Origin of the sequence: Kitasatospora sp. NPDC059648, from assembly GCF_042734825.1 — a bacterium.
Lineage (GTDB): Bacteria > Actinomycetota > Actinomycetes > Streptomycetales > Streptomycetaceae > Kitasatospora.
The window spans coordinates 1-16,975 of sequence record NZ_JBHWDU010000123.1 but is presented as its reverse complement, the minus strand read 5'-3'; the positions used below and the strand labels follow the sequence as shown (position 1 = coordinate 16,975).

The 16,975-nt window shown below is 71.6% G+C and carries 12 protein-coding genes and 1 pseudogene; 6 read left to right on the top strand and 7 right to left on the bottom strand.

Going from position 1 to position 16,975, the window contains the following annotated elements; translation table 11 throughout:
- Positions 1-69: 69 nt before the first annotated feature.
- Positions 70-693, bottom strand: a complete 624-nt coding sequence (locus ACFV1W_RS37525) for a low molecular weight phosphatase family protein (protein WP_380421773.1) — start codon at positions 691-693, stop codon at positions 70-72.
- Complete coding sequence (locus ACFV1W_RS37520) at positions 690-2,201, bottom strand: polysaccharide biosynthesis tyrosine autokinase (protein ID WP_380421774.1); 1,512 nt, start codon at positions 2,199-2,201, stop codon at positions 690-692. Before ACFV1W_RS37520 ends, ACFV1W_RS37525 begins: the two co-directional genes overlap by 4 nt.
- Before the next feature lie 617 nt (positions 2,202-2,818).
- Here ACFV1W_RS37520 and ACFV1W_RS37515 point away from each other — a divergent pair.
- Both ACFV1W_RS37515 and ACFV1W_RS37510 read left to right on the top strand, forming a co-directional pair.
- The gene (locus ACFV1W_RS37515; RefSeq protein ID WP_380421772.1) at positions 2,819-4,198 is read left to right on the top strand and encodes a sugar transferase; all 1,380 of its coding nucleotides are present in this window, start codon (positions 2,819-2,821) and stop codon (positions 4,196-4,198) included.
- Positions 4,199-4,274: 76 nt separating this feature from the next.
- Positions 4,275-5,594: a hypothetical protein gene (locus tag ACFV1W_RS37510; RefSeq protein WP_380421771.1), complete on the top strand. Its 1,320-nt coding sequence runs from the start codon at positions 4,275-4,277 to the stop codon at positions 5,592-5,594.
- Here the strand turns inward: ACFV1W_RS37510 and ACFV1W_RS37505 are convergent.
- Both ACFV1W_RS37505 and ACFV1W_RS37500 read right to left on the bottom strand, forming a co-directional pair.
- Positions 5,571-7,478: an asparagine synthetase B family protein gene (locus tag ACFV1W_RS37505; RefSeq protein WP_380421770.1), complete on the bottom strand. Its 1,908-nt coding sequence runs from the start codon at positions 7,476-7,478 to the stop codon at positions 5,571-5,573. The two genes, ACFV1W_RS37510 and ACFV1W_RS37505, sit on opposite strands and share 24 nt — an antisense overlap.
- On the bottom strand, positions 7,478-9,760 hold the full coding sequence (locus ACFV1W_RS37500) for a bi-domain-containing oxidoreductase (protein ID WP_380421769.1): 2,283 nt from the start codon (positions 9,758-9,760) through the stop codon (positions 7,478-7,480). Before ACFV1W_RS37500 ends, ACFV1W_RS37505 begins: the two co-directional genes overlap by 1 nt.
- Positions 9,761-9,959: 199 nt before the next feature.
- On the opposite strand from ACFV1W_RS37500, the gene wecB reads away from it, so the two are divergent.
- On the top strand, positions 9,960-11,267 hold the full coding sequence (gene wecB, locus ACFV1W_RS37495) for a non-hydrolyzing UDP-N-acetylglucosamine 2-epimerase (RefSeq protein WP_380421768.1): 1,308 nt from the start codon (positions 9,960-9,962) through the stop codon (positions 11,265-11,267).
- Here the strand turns inward: wecB and wecC are convergent.
- Positions 11,172-12,446: pseudogene (wecC, locus tag ACFV1W_RS37490) on the bottom strand (UDP-N-acetyl-D-mannosamine dehydrogenase); the annotation flags it as partial. The gene wecB and the pseudogene wecC sit on opposite strands and share 96 nt — an antisense overlap.
- 215 nt (positions 12,447-12,661) lie before the next feature.
- Here wecC and ACFV1W_RS37485 point away from each other — a divergent pair.
- Both ACFV1W_RS37485 and ACFV1W_RS37480 read left to right on the top strand, forming a co-directional pair.
- Positions 12,662-13,405, top strand: a complete 744-nt coding sequence (locus tag ACFV1W_RS37485; RefSeq protein WP_380421767.1) for a glycosyltransferase — start codon at positions 12,662-12,664, stop codon at positions 13,403-13,405.
- Between the two features lie 39 nt (positions 13,406-13,444).
- Positions 13,445-14,452 carry an FkbM family methyltransferase gene (locus tag ACFV1W_RS37480; protein ID WP_380421766.1) on the top strand — a complete coding sequence of 336 codons (1,008 nt, stop codon included), beginning with the start codon at positions 13,445-13,447 and terminating at the stop codon, positions 14,450-14,452.
- Between the two features lie 67 nt (positions 14,453-14,519).
- On the opposite strand, the gene ACFV1W_RS37475 is transcribed toward ACFV1W_RS37480, so the two are convergent.
- Together ACFV1W_RS37475 and ACFV1W_RS37470 are read right to left on the bottom strand one after the other, a co-directional pair.
- Positions 14,520-15,428, bottom strand: a complete 909-nt coding sequence (locus tag ACFV1W_RS37475) for a hypothetical protein (protein WP_380421765.1) — start codon at positions 15,426-15,428, stop codon at positions 14,520-14,522.
- Positions 15,429-15,503: 75 nt separating this feature from the next.
- Complete coding sequence (locus ACFV1W_RS37470; protein ID WP_380421764.1) at positions 15,504-16,502, bottom strand: GDP-L-fucose synthase family protein; 999 nt, start codon at positions 16,500-16,502, stop codon at positions 15,504-15,506.
- 225 nt (positions 16,503-16,727) lie between these two features.
- Here ACFV1W_RS37470 and ACFV1W_RS37465 point away from each other — a divergent pair.
- The coding region (locus ACFV1W_RS37465) for a GDP-mannose 4,6-dehydratase (protein ID WP_380421763.1) at positions 16,728-16,975 on the top strand (248 nt) is incomplete at its 3' end.

The window sequence follows — 16,975 nt, the reverse complement described above, 5'->3', positions numbered from 1 at the left end:
CCATCCGCATAGCGCATACCAACGGCATAGCGCGCAAATGACCGTCAGTCAGCTACGCAAACAGGCCAATCACCTTGAAGCGCCGAGATCAGTATCGTCTTCTCTGCGCAAGGGCGCTACGGCCGGAAGCGTTACCGGGGCTTCGCACAAGCCGACGAGCCTTCCCACCACGTCGTCGATCTCGCGGGCGCACCGGGCCAGCGCCGCTGAGGGCCTCCCCTGGGGGTCCGCGACGTCGTCCTCCTCCGGCGGGACCGGGACCGCGTGCCCGCGACGAGCGGCGGCGGCGGCGACCACGGCGGCGAAATCCCTGCCGCCCTCCGGCTGCCGCCCGTCCCCGTCGGCTTCCCCGCCGGCGAGCCGCACGAACTCCTTCAGGGTGAAGCAGCGCCGCATCGCCGAGGGCGCGAGCCGTACGGCCGCGTCGCGGTGTTCGCGGGCAAGCCCGAGCACCAGCGCCGATCCCAGGACGAGCCGGGCGGTGAGCCGTCGCGAGACGAAGCCCGAGCCTTCGCCGCCCAGCCGCTCCAGCACCGCCCGGGTGGAGTGCTCCATGGCCGGGCGGGGCCAGGTCTGTGTACCGGCGCTCTCCGGCCGCACGGCCGAGCCGCGCGGCAGCCGTGCGGCCAGCAGCCGCTCGGCGAGCGCCGAGCGGTACACGTTGCCGGTGCAGATGAACAGGACCCGGATCATCCCTGGCCGTCTCCCTCACCGGTCCCGGCTGGCACGACCGCCTCCTCGTGCGGAACCGACGGCCGGGGGACGGGCAGCTCACCGTAGTTCCCGTTGCCGTACCGGCCGCCCTTGAGAACAGGCGCCATGCTGAAGACGGTGCCGATGACACGTACGCCCACCCGTTCCAGCGATTCCGCGGCGGTGCGCACCTGGTCCCGCCTGGTCTTGGCAGCGCGGACGACGAGTAGCGTGCCCTGAGCAAGCGAGGCGAGTCCCACGGTGTCGGCGACCGGCAGCAGCGGCGCGGTGTCGATGATCACCATCTCGTACATGGCCGCCACCTCCTTCAGCACCTCTTCCATGCGCGCCGAGGCGAGCAGCTCCGTGGGGTTCGGCGGTACCGCGCCGCTGGCCAGCACCGACAGGCCGCCCGCGACCTGCTGCATCACGTCGGTGATGCGGGCTTGCCCGATGAGCACGGTGGTCAGGCCGGCGTCCGGGACGAGACCGAAGGTCGAGGCCACGCACGGACGGCGCAGGTCCGCGTCCACCAGGCAGGTGGACACGCCCGCCTCTGCCAGCGAGAGGGCGAGGTTCACCGCGGTGCTGGTCTTGCCCTCTCCCAGCACCGAACTCGTCACCACGATGATCCGCGGCGGGTCGTCGACCTGCGAGAATCGCAGATTGGCGCGCAGCTTGCGGAAGGCCTCGGCCCGCTGGGAGTGCCTGTCGGCCCTGCCGAACGGCTGCTTGGGGGTGTTCCTGTCGTACGGGATATTGCCGAGGCCCGGCAGCTCGGTGAACTCGCTCAGCGCCTCGATCGTCTTGAGCGTGGTGTCGAGCGTCTCGCGCAACGCGACGACGCCGGCGCCGAGCAGCAGGCCGCCGAGCACGCCCGCGACCAGGTTCAGCAGCGGCCGGGGCGAGATCGGGGCCACGGGGGCGACGGCCTCCTGGGTGACTCGGAGGGAGACCGGGGAGGCCTCCCCGCCACCTCCGGAGCCGCTCACGCGCTTGGGCGCCTCCAGCTGCTCGACGACCGCGATGAACCGCTCCGCCACGGCATTGGCGATCCGTGCCGCACGCTGGGGTTCGGCGTCCTGGACGGTGATGTCGATGAGCACCGTGTTGAGGGGGGCCCGGGCGGTGATCCGGGACGCCAGCTCCTCCGGCGTGGTGCGCAGTCCCAGCCGCTCCACCACGGGCACGGTCACCTGCCGGGTCGTCACGATCTCGGCGTAGGACTGCACCCGTGCTTGCGAGAAGCTCTGCCCCTCGTTCAGCTGGGTGGTGTTCTCCCCGGTGCGGGTCGCCACGAAAAGCTGGGTTCTGGCCTCATAGACGGCGGTACTCAAACTCGTCGCGGCGAGCGCCGTCCCGACCGCGACGACCAGACAGACCGCGACGGTCGGCCAGCGTCTGGCAAGAGCCTTCAGGAAGCCGTGGAGATTCACGCTGCACCCCTCATCGAACCGAGGAAACCACCAGGATCGGGATGTTCTGTTCCCTGTGGACGCAGCGACCATAGGGACCCGCACGCGTCGCGCGGGGGAGCCACCCCCGTGCCGCGCCGCCGTGGGGACAACTGCTAGTCCATCCGGTGACTTCTCGGCCGTGTCACGGCGAAGAAGGCCGTGAATCTTCCCTCCAGCCTGATCTCGACGGCCCGACAGCGCCGCCTGGCCCGGACCGCCCGGATGGCGAGGTGCGCTGGCACCGGCTGCCATGCTCGTCGGCGTGCCACCGGCAGGCGCGGACCCTGCAGACCCGCCCCTGGGCGGGCTCGCTCCCGGACGCTCCGGGCCCCTGCGGGAACCGCACCCGGACGGCCGGCCGTCCTGTCGCGCCGGCCCCCGGTGACGCCCCTGCGGGCCCCGCTGAAGCCGGGCGGCGCATGCGACACGCCCACCAGTGGCACTGCACAGAGTCCTATCGGGTGACAGATCCCCACGGGTCAGCGTCGCGCCCCGCTCGGCCCGGAGCGGCCATGCACACTCGACAGAGCCTTTTGATCACGTTTGGAGGGCGAATGTGGCTGTTCGGGGATACTCTTCCCCAGCTACCAACGGCACGAGAGCCGTGGAGTCGGGTCGTCGACGAACAGCCACCGGCCGGACGCGGCACCGGCAAGCCCCTCTGGTACGTGCCAGCCGCCGTCCTCGGTGACGCGCTCGGGGTCCTCGTGCCGGCCTACCTGGCCTTCGCCCTGACCGGCGGCGCGCAGGCACTGGCCCGTGCGGCGGTGGTGGCCGTGGCCTGGCCGCTCGTGCGCGCCGCGCGGGAGCGCTACGCCGAACACCGTCTCGGTGAGGGCGGCGGCCTGCGCCCCGCGCTGCACGACTGGCTGGTCATGGTCGGCATGCTCGCGGTGGTACGGGCGGCGACGGGCGAGGACTCCCCGTTCCTCCTCGCGCTCGCCGTCCTGGTGCCCTGCGTGCCGACGAGCGCCGTCGTGCACACGCTGATCCGCCGGCACCTGATCGTCCGGCGCCGTGACGGCCGGGCCGTACACCGGGCCCTGGTGATCGGGGAGGCGGACTCCGTCGACTGCCTGGTCGACCACCTCGCCCGGCGGACCGAGCACGAGTTCGTCGTCGTCGGCGTGTGCCCGATCGGCGATCAGGACCCGCAGACGCTGGCCCCGGTCGCCGCCCGCCTGGACCGGCAGCAGCCTCCGCGCATGACGGCTGACTCGGCGCCGGTGCTGGAGGCGGCCCGGCGGCTGGGCGTGGACGCGGTCCTCGTCGTACCGGGACCCCACATAAGCGGAGCTCGCCTGCGCCAGCTGTCCTGGGCCCTGCACGGCAAAGGCCGTCGGCTCGTGCTCGTACCGGGCCTGACCGAGGTGTGCCGGCGCCGGGTGGGCGTCTTCTCCGTGGCCGGGCTCACCATGCTGAACGTCACCCCGCCCCTGCGGCGCGGGCTCGCCGCGGCGGTGAAGTCGGTGACCGACCGGCTGGGCGCCGCACTGCTGATCGTGCTGCTGGCCCCGGTGTTCGCGGCGGTGGCCTTGGTCGTACGTCTGGACTCTCCGGGCCCCGTCGTGCACCGACAGACCCGCGTCGGACGCAGCGGGGCGCCGTTCACCATGATGAAGTTCCGCACCATGGTCGCCGACGCGGAACGCCTGCGGCAGCAGCTGGCCGGCACCAGCGGACAGGACGGCCGGATGTTCAAGATCCGCCGTGATCCGCGCATCACCCGCGCCGGCCGCCTGCTGCGCCGCTGCTCGCTGGACGAACTGCCCCAGCTGTTCAACGTGGTGCGCGGCGAGATGTCTCTGGTCGGCCCGCGTCCGCCGCTGCCCGACGAGGTCGCCCACTACGACGAGGTGGAACTGCGCAGACTCGCCGTCAAGCCGGGTCTCACCGGCCCGTGGCAGGTCAGCGGGCGCTCGAACCTGTCGTGGGACGAGACGGTCGCCCTGGACCTCGGGTACGTGGACAACTGGTCGCCGTCGGTGGACCTCGCGGTGCTGGTGCGGACGGTGCGGGCCGTCATCGCGGGCACCGGGGCGTACTGAGGGCAAGCCGATGCCGTCGAGAGCCGCCCCCGTTCCCCCGGTACCGCCGGACCGCCCCGTCCCGTTCGCTGCCGATGTGCTCGTCCTGGCCGACCGGCTCTTCCGGTGGGCTGACGCCCGCACCTGGGCGGGCCCCGACCCGTACGACGGGCTCACCGGACCGCTGGGGCGGCTGGCCGTGCACCGTGTGCTTCGACAGGCGCTCCTACAGACCGTCAAACGCAGCCCCGCCGACCTGCGACCCGCCCTCGGTATCCGCCCGCTGCGCACTGCCACGGCCACCGGCTGCGCGGCCGGTGCCTGCGCCCGGCTCTCCGCGTCCCCGGTGTGGCACGAGCGCGCCCTGCGCCTGGGCAGGTGGACGGCCGCAGAGCAGCTGTCCGGGCGCTACGCCGGGCTGTGGCGCTACGAGTTCGACGTGCAGACCCGCTGGGCGTACTACCCGGCCCGCGTCCCCAACTTGGTGGCCACCACCTTCTGCGCGGACGGCTGCCTGGATACCGGGACCCTCGGTGAGGAGGGCGTGGGCAGGCTCGCCCACGGGCTGCTGGAACACCTCCACAACGGCGTTTTCTTCACCTACACCCCGACCAGCGGCGTCCTGGTTCACAACGCCAACCTCATGGGCGCCGCGCTCGCGGCCCGCCTGTCCCGCACCACGCCCCTGCCCGCCGCCCTCGCGGACCGGCTGGCCGAGGCGGCCCGCCGGGCGGTCGGGGTGAGCCTGGCGGGCCAGCGCCCCGACGGCTCGTGGCCGTACGGTCCGGGACCGCGCCTGGACTGGGTGGACGGCTTCCACACCGGATACGTGCTGCTACGCCTCGACCAGGCCGCGACGCTGCTCGGCATGGACGTGCGGGCCCCGCTCGAACGCGGGGCGGACCATTACCTACGACACCTCTTCGATGGTCCTCTCCCCCGCTACTTCGCGCACGCCCGGACCCGACGGGATCCGAACAACGACGCCACGGCGGTTCGGATGGCGGCGTGGGCGGCCGAACGCGGCCTCACTGGCACCGACTTCGCCCGCGAGGTGCTGGCAGCGGTCGTGGGCCGCTATCCCGGCCTCGGCACCGGCATGACCTCGCGGAGGAATCGGGCCCTGTGGGAGTCACCCCGCTGGAGCGCCGCCCCCCTCCTGGACGCACTGACCGCCCTGCACTCCGTACTGCCGGGCGGTTCGCGCGCGGTCGCCCCGGCGGGGCGGTCAACGGCGACCGCCTCTTGGCACGCATGGACGTCCGGCGTCCGCCCGCAGCCGCCCGGCCGCGCTGCTCACACCGGTCGGCGAGGTCCGGACGACCGCTCCCCCAAGGCGCCTGACGCCCCCGCACGCCGTCCCGCCGAGGAGGACCACCCCTGCCCGCCCCGGTCAACCGACCACGGCCGGCTCTAGACCCGACAGGGCCTCCGCTGCCCGCCCCGCACCGCCCGCCACGTACCGCTCCCACCACACGGCCGCGCACAGCAGCCCGAACACGGCCAGCCCCCGGTCACGCCGGCCGTGCACGTGGTCGGCGACGAGACGGTCCGCCGCGCACCGGTCGAAGAGGTCGTCGAACAGCGGGGAGCGCCGTACCTCCGTCCACAACCGGTCCCCGTGGTCGCGCAGCAACGACCGTACCGGCGCCCCGAACCCCGTCTTGGGGCGCCGGGCGACGAACTCCGGCACGCCGGCGGCCACCGCGGCCGCGCGGAAGCGCGCCTTGCCGTCCCACATCCGCAGCTGCTCCTCCGCTGCGGCGCCGAGAGCGGTGGCCACCACCGGCTCCCCCAGGAACGGGACCCGCAGTTCGACGCTCGCGTGCATCGACGCGCGGTCGCCGTACAGCAGGTTCAGCCCCGGCAGGAACAGCCGCCGGTCGCACTCCGCCAGCGCCGCCAGAGGTGTCCCACCCGCATCCAGCACGCCGCCCGCCACCTCACGGTGCTGCGCGGTGACCGCGTCCAGGCCCACGCACGGCGACAGCGCCGCCCACTCCTGTCGGGAGTAGTACGCCTGCGTCGCCCACGCCCAGTCACGGGGGCCGAGCTGGAGCAGCCGCCCGAACTTGTCCACGCGGCCCCGGTAACGCCGGGGCGCCGGGATCAGGGTGGCGGCGCCGAGGGTCGGGCGCGTCCAGGCGGGAAGCTGCTGCAGCAGCAGTACGGCCTGGTAGCGCCCGTAGCCCAGGAACAGCTCCTCGACGCCCAGTCCCGACAGCAGTACGGTCGCCTTGCCGCGGGCGGCGTGGGACAACTGCATGAGGGCGACGGCGGCGGGGTCCCCGAACGGCACCTCCATGGCGGTCACCAGCTCGGGGATCCGGCGCAGCACGTCGACGTCCAGGTCGACCCAGGCCAGCGGCAGACCCAGGTGGTCGGCGACCCGGGCGGCGTAGGGAGCGTCGTCCTCGAAGGGCTCGGTGCCGGCCACCGCCGTACGCGACCTGGCGGCGAAGGCGGGCCCGGTGAAGCCCTCCCTGAGGAGCTCCACGCCCAGCCAGGTGCTGTCCAGACCTCCGCTGAGCAGCAGTCCCACCTTCACATCGGCCCGCACCTGGCGCGCGACCGACTCGCGGACGGCGGCGCCGATGTCCGCGGCGGGAGCGAGAGCGGGAGCGCGCCACCAGGTCGACGCCTCGTCGTACCCGGGCGCGCGCCGGGACAGCACCGTCCCGGCCGGTACGGCACGCACGCGCTGCCAGCCGGTCCGCGGCGGCGGCGTCCACAGGAACATGGCACCCTTGGCCACGGCGACCGGGTCGGCGTCCCCGGTCAGCCCGGCGACCCGCAGCGGTTCGATCTCGCTGGCAAGCGCGGCCATGCGCCCCGCCGCGTCCGACGCCGCGTACAGCGGCTTGACGCCCAGCCGGTCACGTCCGTAGCGGACCTCTCCGTCGGGCAGGACGAGGGCGAAGGCGAACATGCCGTCCACCTGGTCGAGCAGCCGGGGCGCGTCCGGTTGCAGCAGCAGTTCGTAGAGGACCTCGGTGTCGCCCTCGGTCGTGAACCTCACGTTCCGCCTGCGCAGCAGCTCGCGCAGGTGCGGCGCGTTGTAGACCTCGCCGTTGTAGACCAGCACGCCCCGCTCGGGCGAGCCGAAGGGCTGGTCGCTCCTCGGGGCGACGTCCACGACGGCCAGCCGGCGGAAGTGCAGCACCGCCCGCCAGCCGGAGCCGGCGAGTGCGCGGTGCCCGCTGGCGTCCGGGCCGCGGTGGGCCAGCGCCGTGCACGGGTCCGGCGCCGACTGCGACCGGTTCCGCGCGGCCCCGTTCAGCAGGACGAGGAAGCCGCACATCACAGCACCTCCGCGACGGCCGGGCCGTCCGTCGGCCCGTCCGCGCCGGCCCCCGCGTCAGTGACGGCGGTGGGCAGCTGGGGGCGCCCGAGGGCCCTGGCCAGGGCCGGTGTGGCAGGGGCGCAGTCGACCGCCCGGTCCTGCGTGAGCGAGCGGGCCGCACGACAGGTGACGAGGGAACTCTCCAGCGCCGAGGCGAAGTCGGCGGCGGCAGCGGTCTCGGTGGGGAGCGTCTCCCCGCGGACCAGGCGGACGAGGGTACGCATCTCCGCCGCATGCCCCTTGGGCGCGCCCCGGTACGTGGTCGTCTCCGCCCTGCTCCCCTTCCACACGGTGAGCGTGCGGAAGTCGTCGATCCTGGCCGCCACCCCGTCGCCTGCCACCTCCAGGAGTTCCTTGGGCACGCCGGGCGGTGTGAGCCCCCCGTACACGACGGACGCGGACGAGCCGTCGTCGTACGCGATCTGGAGGGTGACGCTCTGCGCGGTGGCGGGGTCCGCGGCGTCCACGCCGAGGGCCCGCACCCGGACCGGCCGCCCGGGCACCAGGAAGCCCGCGGTGTCGATGAAGTGGCACACCTCGCCGAGCAGCCGGCCGCCCTGTTCGGGGTGGAAGTACCAGTGGTCGGCCGGGAGACGACCCGCGAACACACGGTAGACGACCTGGAGGGGTGCTTTCGCGGGCAGCGCGGCCCGCAGGTCCGCGACCGCGGGCGCGAACCGCCGGTTGAACCCGGCCATCGCCGGGGCGCCGGAGGCCGACCACGCCTGGGCGACGTCCTCCAGTTCCGCCTCCGTCAGCGCCACCGGCTTCTCGCAGTACAGGGCCCTGCCGCCGCGCAGCACCCGGGCGGCGTACCGGCCGTGGCTGTCGTGGCGGCTGAGTACCATCACGCAGTCCGCCTCGCCCGAGGCAAGACCGGCGTCGACGCTGTCCGCGACCTGGCCGAACCCCCACCGCCGGCCCTGGTGGGCGGCGGAGGGCCCGCGTGCGCCGGCGACCCAGGAGAACGTGATACCGGCTGCGCGCTTCAGCTCGGGAAAGAGCGTCCGCGTCGCGAAGTTGCCCGCGCCGATGGCCGCGATCCGCGGCGTGCCGCGCGGGGCGGTCCAGGTGCGGGGCGCGGTCCGCGGGGCCGGCGGCGACGACAGCTGTGCAATGCCGGAGTAGCGCAGCAGCAGGGCGACGCTGCGTCCGCCGGGCGACGCCTTGAGCGCCTCATAGGCGTCGGCCGCGTCCTCCAGGGCGAAGACCCGCGGCTTGAGGCCGGCGAAGTCCAGGGCGCCTGTCTCCAGCAGCCGCAGCACCTCGGCCAGGTTGCGCCGTTCCGTCCACGGCACATAGCCCTCGGGGTAGGGCTGGCCGCCCTCTTCGAAGCGGGGGTCGTAGCGGCCAGGGCCGTAGGAGCGCGCGTAGCGGACCGTCAGTTCCTTGTGGTAGTAGGAGGAACGCGGTGGCGCGACGCCCACGTCGCCGACGACCACCACGGTGGCACGGTCACGGGCGAGGCGGCCGGCAAAGTCGACGGGGTCGGAGCTGGGCGTGGCCGCGGTGACGAGCACGGCGTCCGCGCCGGCGCCCGCCCAGCGCCGCAGCACCCGGCCGGGCAGGCCGTCCGCCTCCCGCGGGAAGGCGGCGAGCCCGGCTGACTCGGCGAGTGCCACCATGGCCGGATCGGGGTCGATGCCCACCGCGTCGTACCCGTAGGCCCGCAGCAGGTGGAGCGTGATCTGGCCGAGCAGGCCGAGCCCGATGACGGCGATCCTGGAACCGGGCACCACCTCGGCCTGGTGGATGCCCTGGAGCGCGATGGCACCGACCGTGGCGAAGGCGGCCCACCGGGTGTCCACCCCGTCCGGCACCGGCACCACGAGGTTGCGGGGCACCGCGACGATCTCCGCGTGCGATGCGTAACGGGCCCCGGCGGCGGCCACCCGCATTCCCGCACGGATGTCATCGACACCCTCCCCCGTCCGCAGCACCGTCCCCGCGCAGGAGTAGCCGAGCTGCACCGGCTGGTCCAGACGGTCCCTGACGGTCCGGTAGGTGTTCGCGAGCCCCGCCCGCTTCACGCTGTCGATCACCTGGGCCACCTGGTCGGGCCGCTGCCGCGCCTTGCCGATCAGGCCCTTGGCGCCGGTGGAGACGGTCGCCCGCTCCGTACCCGCACTGATGAGCGACCAGTCGTTGCGGATGACCACTGTCCCGGCGGCCGCCTCGGGGGCGGGAACATCCGCCACCGTGACGGAACCGGTGCGCGGCGACAGGAGCACTGTCTTCACTTTCCTGCCTTTACGGGAGGGAGTTACGGCCACGGGCGAACCATAAGGTGCAGGGTCCTTGATTCACGCGCGAAATAGGCCAGGCGGCGCAATATACGCACACGGCCAGGGGAACGCGCGCCCGCATTCACCGGCGCGGTCAGGCGAGACCGATTCGCTGGAGCGGCCACCGTCCGGTGCCCTCGGTTAAGGAGACAGGGTGAAACGATTGATGGTCGTGTACGGAACGAGACCGGAGGCCATCAAGATGGCCCCCGTCATCGAGGCACTGCACCGGTCCGCCATGTTCCGGCCGACGGTGACGGTGACCGCCCAGCATCGCGAACTGCTCGACCCGGTGCACGCGTTGTTCGGCATCGACGCCGATCACGACCTGGACATCCTCACCCCCGGCCAGTCCCTGGCGGACATCACCGTCCGCGTCCTGGACGGGCTGTGTCCGCTGCTCGGAGAGGAACTCCCGGACGCGGTGCTGGTGCAGGGCGACACCACGACCGCGTTCGCCGGGGCCCTCGCGGCCTTCTACCACCACGTTCCGGTGGCCCACCTGGAGGCGGGACTGCGGACCGACGACCGCTCCGCGCCCTTTCCCGAGGAGGTCAACCGCCGGATCATCACTCAGTTGGCGTCCCTGCACCTCGCACCCACCCCTCACGCGCGCAACAACCTGCTGCGCGAAGGCGTCGCGCCGTCGTCCGTCGTGGTCACGGGGAACACGGTCATCGACGCCCTGTGCGGGGCCGTCGGGCGGGGGACGCGCTTCGACGACCCGGCGCTGGCCGACCTCGACGACACCGCCCGCCGGGTCCTGCTGGTGACGGCCCACCGCCGGGAGTCGTGGGGGCCCGCCATGGAGGCCGTCGGCAGCGCCCTCGCCGACCTGGCCCGCAGTGAGCCGGACTTGCTCATCGTGCTGCCGCTGCACCCCAACCCTTCGGTACGCGCGGCGATCCTGCCGCACGTGGAGCGCCTGGAGAACGTACGGCTGACTCAGCCGGTCGGCTACGGCGTCTTCGCCCGGCTGATGGACCGCGCGCACCTGATCCTCACCGACAGCGGCGGCATCCAGGAGGAGGCGCCGGGCCTGGGCAAGCCGGTGCTGGTCATGCGGGACACCACGGAACGGCCCGAGGCACTGCGGGCGGGCACATCGCGGCTGGTGGGCACCGACCGGGAACGCATCGTGAAGGAGGTGCGGCGGCTGCTGCACGACCGGGCGGCGTATGCCGCGATGGCCACGGCCGTCAACCCCTTCGGCGACGGGCGCGCGGCGGACCGTACCGTGTGCGCGATCGGCCACTGGCTGGGACTGTGCGAGCGCCCCGCGGAGTTCGGCGGCACCGGGTCAGTGCCAGAACCCGCGGGTGTCGAACACGGCCTTGCCCCGCAGCGCGGTCCGTTTCACGCCGCGGAAGGCGTCGTGGTCCACGAGCAGCACGACGACGTCCGCGTCGCGCACGGCGGTGGCGACGTCGACGAGTTCGGCCACGCCCGCACGCGCCAGTGACTCCGGCAGTTCCGGGATGTGGGGCTCCACCACCAGCAGCCGGCCGGCCTGCCGCTCGGCCAGTTTGGTGACGATCTGCAGGGCGGGGCTCTCGCGCAGGTCGTCGATGTTCGCCTTGAAGGCCAGGCCGAGGCAGGCGATCACCGGGTCCTTGAACCGTTTGGCGGTGTGGAGCACCTGGGCGAGCACGTGGTCGGGCCGCCCGTCGTTGACCTCGCGGGCGAGCCGGACGAGCCGCGCCTGCCGGGGCGCGGCGGAGACGATGAACCAGGGGTCCACGGCGATGCAGTGCCCGCCGACCCCCGGGCCCGGGCGCAGGATGTCCACGCGGGGATGCCGGTTGGCCAGGTTGATGACGTCCTGCGAGTCGACGCCGAGCTGGTCGCAGATCATGGCCAGTTCATTGGCGAAGGCGATGTTGACGTCGCGGAAGGCGTTCTCGCCGAGCTTGGCCATCTCCGCGGTCGTGGCGTCGGTGAGCAGGCACTCCCCCTTGGTGAACGCCTCGTACAGAGCGCGTGCCCGCTCGGCGCAGCCCTCGCTGACTCCACCGACGACCCGGTCGTTGGCCACGATCTCGCTCATCGTCCGACCCGGCAGTACACGTTCGGGACAGTGTGCCACCCGTACGTCGGGCGTGCCCGCGTTCTCGTGCGGGAACGTCAGATCGGGCCGGTGTTCGCCGAGCAACCGGGAGAGCCCCACGGTGGTCCCGGGCGGCGAGGTGGACTCCAGGATGACGAGATCACCCGCCTTGAGCACGTGGGCCACCGAGGTGGCGGCGGCGCGCACGTACGACAGGTCCGCCGTGCAGTCGTCCTGGAGCGGGGTGGGCACGGTGATGATGAAGGCGTCGGCGGGCTCGGGTGTTGTGGTCGCCCGCAACCGCGCCGTGGCGACGGCCCCGTTCACCGCCACGGCGAGGTTGGGCTCGACGAAGGGGACGCGGCCGGCGTTGACGAGGTCGACGGTGGCGAGGTTGACGTCGACCCCGATGACGTCGATCCCCTGGGTGGCGATGGCGGCGGCGGTGGGCAGGCCGATGTAGCCGAGACCGATGACGCAGACGGTGGAGAACACCGGGCGTTCTTCCTTTCCGGATGTGCCGGGGTGAACCGGGCCGATGGGCGTGACGGAGGGCAGGACGGCTCGCACAGATTGGACCGGCCGGGCACACATCGGCCGACAAGCGCGCCGCGCGGACGGCAAACTCACCGGTTCCCTGAACCGGTGGCCGGCACGCCGTCCGGTTCCCGGGCGAAGGATTTTCGGGCCGAGCGCCGTGTCACCCTCGGCGCATCCCCTTGTTCGGTGTAGCACTACGGCAGGACACCCATGTCGATGACGGGAATCGAGGCGGTGCAGTGGGCTTCCGTGCCTTTCCGCGTGTGCGGATGGTGGTGCCGACCAACGGCGAACGCCCGGGCTATCTCGAAGAGTGCCTGGCGTCGATCGGACAGCAGGACGAGCCCGTGGACCTGGTCGTCGTCGGACCTGCCGGAGCCGCTCCCCTCCTTCGCCAGGCGGCGAAGCGGCACGGCTGCCGCTTCCTCGTCGAGGAGCGGCGGGGGCTCAGCAACGCGATCAACCAGGGCTGGCAAGGGGCCGGCACGGAGTTTCTGGCATGGCTCGGCGACGACGACCTGCTCACCGAGGGAAGCCTGGCCGCCGCACAGGGGGAGCTCGACCGAAGCCCTGCCGCCAGCATGGTGTACGGCCAGGTCAGAGTGATCGACTCGGTCGGACGCGCCCTCTACACAATGCGGCCGGGCACGTTCGCCTCCTGGTTCTTCCAGTACGGCCAGAACTGGGTGGGCCAGCCCGGGTCCCTCTATCGCCGCGAGGCGGTGCAGCGGGCGGGCCCGCTCGATCCCACCCTGCGCTACGCGATGGACTTCGATCTCCATCTGCGTCTGCGCCGCAGCGGGCGGATGGCCTACCTGCCGCGGCAGCTCGGGTGCTTCCGCGTCCACGCCACGTCGCTGACGGTGAGCAACCCCGACCCGCAGGACGAGGGACGGCGTGTCATGCGCCGTTACCTCGGCCCCAAGGCCCGCCGTTCGGAGGACCGTTGGTGGCCGGTCGCACGCTGCGTCAGCCGGGGGTGGGCCGCCTTCACGAAAATCGGTAGCCGGTAGCGGCCGTCACGGGAATACGGTCTCTGCTACGTTGCCCGCATGACCAATTCTGCAACAGTGCCGAGAAAAGCAACGCCGAACAGTGTTGCCCAGGCGTTGCTGAAATGCGCGACAGCGGCACACAACGGCTCCTTCGGTCGTCGAGTCATCAAATCCTCGGCCCGGTTCACTCGTCGGTTCTGGTCGGAGCACGGCGATCCGCTCGTCACCTGCCGAATCGCGGGACGGGACGTCGTGATGCCCCTGTCACATGACCTGCCCGTCATTCTGTCCGCATCACCGCACTATTCGCAGAACCTGGCACGCCTGACTGCGATGTCGGCAGCGGCACGTCGGGACCTCACGATCGTGGACATCGGTGCGAACGTCGGCGACACCGCCGTTCTCATGCGGGCAGCGGCGATGGCGCCGATCCTCTGTGTGGAGGGTGATGAGCTTTTCCTCGGCTTCCTTCGCCGGAACGTGGAACACCTGCGCGACGTCGAGATCGAGGAGGCGTATGTGGCCACCGACGACGACACCGACCGCGTGCACACCGTGGTACGGCAGGCAGGTACCGCCGCGCTGGTCCCTCCGGCGTCGGGTCCGAAGCCGGCCCGCCCGCTGCGGTCTTTGCCGACCATCCTGGATTCACACGCGCGCTTCTCGTCTCCGGGCCTGGTGAAGATCGACACGGACGGGGCGGATCCGCGCATCATCGTGGCGAACAGGGAATTGCTCGCTCGTGCGCGTCCTGTCGTCTTCTTCGAGTTCGCTCCCCTGTGGGCCGCCAGAACAGGGGACGACAACCCCTACCGCGCCATCACGGCGCTCGCCGAGGCCGGGTACGAAGGGGCCCTCGTCTACGCCAACACCGGCGAACTCCTGCTCGTCACGCGGATCGCCGAGCCGCACGTGTGGGAGGACCTCGGACGCTACACGTTGGCCCACGGAAACGGCTCGTACTACGACATCGCGGCCTTCCACCGCGACGATGCCGAGCTCTTCGCGCAGGCCAGTGCGGCGGAGCGGACCTTCTTCGACGGCGTGGCCGCCGCTTCCCGCTGATCCACGCCGGCGGGAAGCCCGCCGGTGCAGGTCGCGGTCGTCACACGGACGACCGCGACTGTGGCCGTCAGACCCCGAAGGCCGCGGCGATCGGCACGTCCCTGTGCTCGTCCACGACGTGCACGGTGAGATCGCGCACCGCCCGCAGCACCTGCTCGTGGTCGTCGCCCGTGTACGTCAGTTCACCGTCCGGACCGCGAGCGGTCCGGATGCGCGAGCGCACGAAGGCGGCCCCCGGGTTCATGTTCCAGAGGCCTCCGGCGACGTCCTCGCGCACGAAGAACGCGTTGACGCCGTTGCTGCCGACGCCCACGAGGCGGTAGCCCCGGCGGGCCGCGAGATGATGGAGGGCCGCCAGGGACGCACCGAAGTACGAGCCGGTGTGGTGCGCTGCCGACGCCGTGAAATCAGGGCGGTAGGGAACGGTGACCGCCTTTTCGGAGCCGAAGACACTGTTGTATTCGACCACGACGATCCACGGGGACACGGTGGAGATCTCCCGCCACACCCAGTAGTCGACCCCGTCGATGTCGATCGAGAGCACGCCGACTTCACCCTTGATCCCGGTCTTCAGGATCAGCTCATTGACGTTCTCCGCGGTGACGAACGCCGAGACCGGTGAGATGCTCCAGCGCCATGCCATTCCGCTGCGTCTCAGGAAGTCGATGTGCGCGGTTCCGCCGTTGAAAATCGCACCGCGCCAGTTGTCCTTCATGGCGAGGAACCGAGTGTTCGCTTCGGAGTAGTCACCGACCCCGATCTCGACGAAGACCTCGGGCGGGGAGAGCCGGGACACGAGGAACTGCAGGATTCCGTCCTCGCCCCCTTGTGAGAACACCTTGAACTCCGTCTCCCGGAGGTGCCGCGGGTCCGGCAGCAGACTCGCCAGCCGGCTCTCCATGACTCCCATCGAGAAGCGCAGTTCGTCGATCCTGGCTTGAACTCCTCGATCGACGACCCTTCGGGCCAGACCCATGACAGCCTTTTTCAGCACCCGGGGACCGTATCAAGGAGACCCGGCGATGCACGCCTCGGCGGGCGCCGCGGCATTTCACCGCCCCCGAGCTTCGCTCGTTCGAAGTAGCCGGACGTACGAGGCATAGGTGCTGCGGACCCCGTCCAGCAGGGAAATCTCGGGCTTCCATCCCAGCGCCGTGATCCGGGAGATGTCCAGGACCTTGCGCGGCGTCCCGTCCGGTTGAAGCGGATCCCATTCGACCGCGCCTTCGTACCCGATGACGGACGCCACCATCTCGGCGAGTTCGCGGATGGTGAGGTCCTTCCCGGTCCCGACGTTCACGGGCGCGTCACCGTCGTATCGTTCGAGGAGGACCAGGCAGGCCCGTGCGAGGTCGTCGACATGGAGGAATTCGCGGCGCGGGGTGCCGGTGCCCCAGTTGACGACCTTCCGCGCTCCTTCGGTGTAGGCCTCATGGAACCTCCTGATCAGCGACGGCAGTACATGCGAGCGCTCGGGATGGAAGTTGTCACCCGGGCCGTAGAGGTTCGTCGGCATGGCGCAGATCCACGGCAGGCCGTACTGTCTGCGTACGGCCCTCACCTGCATGATGCCCGCGATCTTGGCGATCGCGTAGGCCTCGTTGGTCTCTTCCAAGGGCCCGGTCAGCAGGGACTCCTCTCGGATGGGCTGGGCGGCCTGCCGGGGGTAGATGCAACTGGAGCCGAGGAAGAGCAACCGCTCGACGCCGTGCCGCAAGGCGGCGTCCATGACGTTGACCTGGATCCGCAGGTTGTCGGACACGAACTCGGTGGGCTGGGTCGCGTTGGCCCTGATCCCTCCGACCCGTGCGGCGGCCAGGACGACCGCGTGCGGCCGGTGCCGCGAGAACCAGTCGAAGACCGCCGGGCGGTTCCTCAGGTCCAGCTCCGTCGAGTCGGGTCCGAGCAGTGCGCGAAATCCCGCGGCGCTCAGTCGTCTCCACACCGCGGAGCCCACGAGCCCCCGGCGTCCGGCAACGAAGATCCGGTCGGAGCGCTCCAGTGGACGGCGGGGCGCGGCGGCTGGCGCCCCGGTGATGGTCGTGTTCATGAGCAGGCACTCCTGGAAACCGTTCAGGCAGGCCGAAGGGCCGTGTCGGGTGACGGGTCACGTCCCCTCAACCTAGTACGTTTTTCCATGAAGAGGACACAACGCAACATTTCCCCTGAACGCTCGTCGCCCTGCCCTGATCTGGCATGCGGTCAGGGGGCCTTCGCCGGAAGGCGCACTCGGCGGCACCGGATTTCGAGGTCTACGCCCAATAGGGAGTGCGTGGTGGCAGTCAAGAGGGCACTCATCACCGGCATCGGCGGCCAGGACGGGTCCTATCTCGCCGAACTGCTGCTGGAGAAGGGGTACGAGGTCCACGGCACCGCCCGCCGGGTACCGGACTTCGTTCGCCGACGGGACGGCTGGCAGGAGACGGACCGGCTGTTCCTGCACTACGGCGATCTGACCGACGGCACGCGGCTGGTGGGCCTGCTGCAAGAGGTGCGGCCCGACGAGGTCTACCACCTGGCCGC